The sequence below is a fragment of the Pseudomonas sp. P5_B2 genome, assembly GCF_056400445.1.
This window is the reverse complement of sequence record NZ_JBFULH010000671.1, coordinates 1-2,106: the sequence shown is the minus strand read 5'-3', so window position 1 is coordinate 2,106 and position 2,106 is coordinate 1. Positions and strand designations below refer to the sequence as shown.

Annotated in this window: 2 protein-coding genes; both read left to right on the top strand. The window is 59.2% G+C overall.

Features of this window, described 5'->3' with window-relative positions; translation table 11 throughout:
* On the top strand, positions 1 to 1,089 hold a 1,089-nt coding region (locus tag AC1DRJ_RS25450), incomplete at its 5' end, for an ABC transporter ATP-binding protein (RefSeq protein WP_477804590.1).
* A 45-nt stretch (positions 1,090 to 1,134) separates the two neighbouring features.
* On the top strand, positions 1,135 to 2,106 hold a 972-nt coding region (locus tag AC1DRJ_RS25445; RefSeq protein WP_477804589.1), incomplete at its 3' end, for an ABC transporter substrate-binding protein.

Here is a 2,106-nt window from a genome sequence, read left to right as displayed (position 1 = left end):
ATTCTGGTCAGCTTTCGTGGAGTGCGGAAAAGCTACGATGGCGAGAACCTGATCGTCAAAGACCTCAACCTGGACATTCGCAAAGGCGAATTCCTCACCTTGCTCGGGCCGTCCGGCTCCGGCAAGACCACCAGCCTGATGATGCTCGCCGGTTTCGAAACACCGACTGCGGGCGAAATCCTGCTGGCCGGGCGTGCCATCAACAACGTGCCGCCGCACAAGCGTGACATTGGCATGGTGTTCCAGAACTACGCGTTGTTCCCGCACATGACGGTCGCCGAGAACCTCGCGTTCCCGCTGACCGTGCGCGGCATGAACAAGAGCGACGTCAGTGCCAAGGTGAAAAAAGTCYTGAGCATGGTGCAACTCGACACCTTTGCTCAGCGCYATCCGGCACAACTGTCAGGCGGTCAGCAACAGCGTGTGGCGCTGGCCCGTGCCCTGGTCTTCGAGCCGCAATTGGTGCTGATGGACGAACCCCTCGGCGCACTCGATAAACAACTGCGTGAGCACATGCAGATGGAGATCAAGCACCTGCATCAACGCCTCGGCGTAACTGTGGTCTACGTGACCCATGACCAAGGCGAAGCGCTGACCATGTCCGACCGGGTGGCGGTGTTCCATCAAGGTGAAATTCAGCAGATCGCGCCGCCGCGTACGCTCTACGAAGAACCGAAAAACACCTTCGTCGCCAACTTCATCGGCGAGAACAACCGCCTCAACGGCCGCTTGCACAGCCAGACCGGTGATCGCTGCATCGTTGAACTGGGTCGCGGCGAAAAAGTTGAAGCGCTGGCGGTCAACGTCGGCAAGACCGGCGAGCCGGTCACGCTGTCGATTCGTCCCGAGCGCATCAGCCTCAATGGTTCCAGCGAGTCATGCGTCAACCGCTTCTCAGGGAGGGTGGCGGAATTTATCTATCTGGGCGATCACGTCCGGGTTCGCCTGGAAGTCTGCGGCAAGACCGACTTCTTCGTGAAACAACCGATTGCCGAGCTCGATCCCGCGCTGGCTGTCGGCGACGTGGTACCGCTTGGCTGGCAGGTCGAACACGTTCGCGCGCTCGACCCACTTTTAGAGGCGAACTGATCGCCCCCCTGCTTCAACCTACCCTGCACGTGGAGAGAACAATAAATGTTGAGATCCCTGAAATTCACCGCCCTGGTCATGGGCATGATCGGTGCGGCACACGCGATGGCGGCGGGCCCGGACCTGACCGTAGTGTCCTTTGGCGGGGCGAACAAGGCCGCGCAGGTCAAAGCCTTTTACGCGCCGTGGGAAGCGGCAGGCAACGGCAAGATCGTAGCGGGCGAATACAACGGTGAAATGGCCAAGGTCAAGGCCATGGTCGACACCAAGAGCGTGTCCTGGGACCTGGTAGAAGTTGAGTCGCCAGAACTGTCCCGTGGCTGCGACGAAGACATGTTCGAGCCACTTGATCCGAAGCTGTTTGGCAAACCAGAAGACTTCGTCAAAGGCGCTATTCAGCCGTGCGGCGTGGGCTTCTTCGTGTGGTCGACCGTGTTGGCCTACAACGCCGACAAACTGGCTTCCGCGCCAACCAGCTGGGTGGATTTTTGGGACACCAAGAAATTCCCGGGTAAACGTGGTCTGCGCAAAGGCGCCAAGTACACCATGGAATTCGCTCTGATGGCCGACGGCGTAGCGCCTAAAGACGTCTACAAAGTACTGGCCAGCAAGGAGGGGCAGGACCGCGCCTTCAAGAAGCTTGATGAGCTCAAACCAAGCATCCAGTGGTGGGAAGCCGGCGCACAACCGCCGCAGTACCTCGCTTCCGGTGACGTGGTCATGAGCTCGGCCTACAACGGCCGGATCGCTGCCGTGCAGAAAGAAAGCAACCTGAAAGTGGTGTGGAACGGCGGCATCTACGACTTCGACGCATGGGCGATTCCAAAGGGTCTGGATAAAACACGTGCAGAAGCGGCGAAGAAATTCATCGCCTTCTCGGTGCAGCCACAGCAGCAGAAGACCTACTCGGAAAACATCGCCTACGGCCCGGCCAATATCCTGGCCGTACCGTTGCTGCCCAAGGATGTCCTGAAAGACATGCCGACCACCCCGGAAAACATCGCCAACCAGGTGCAG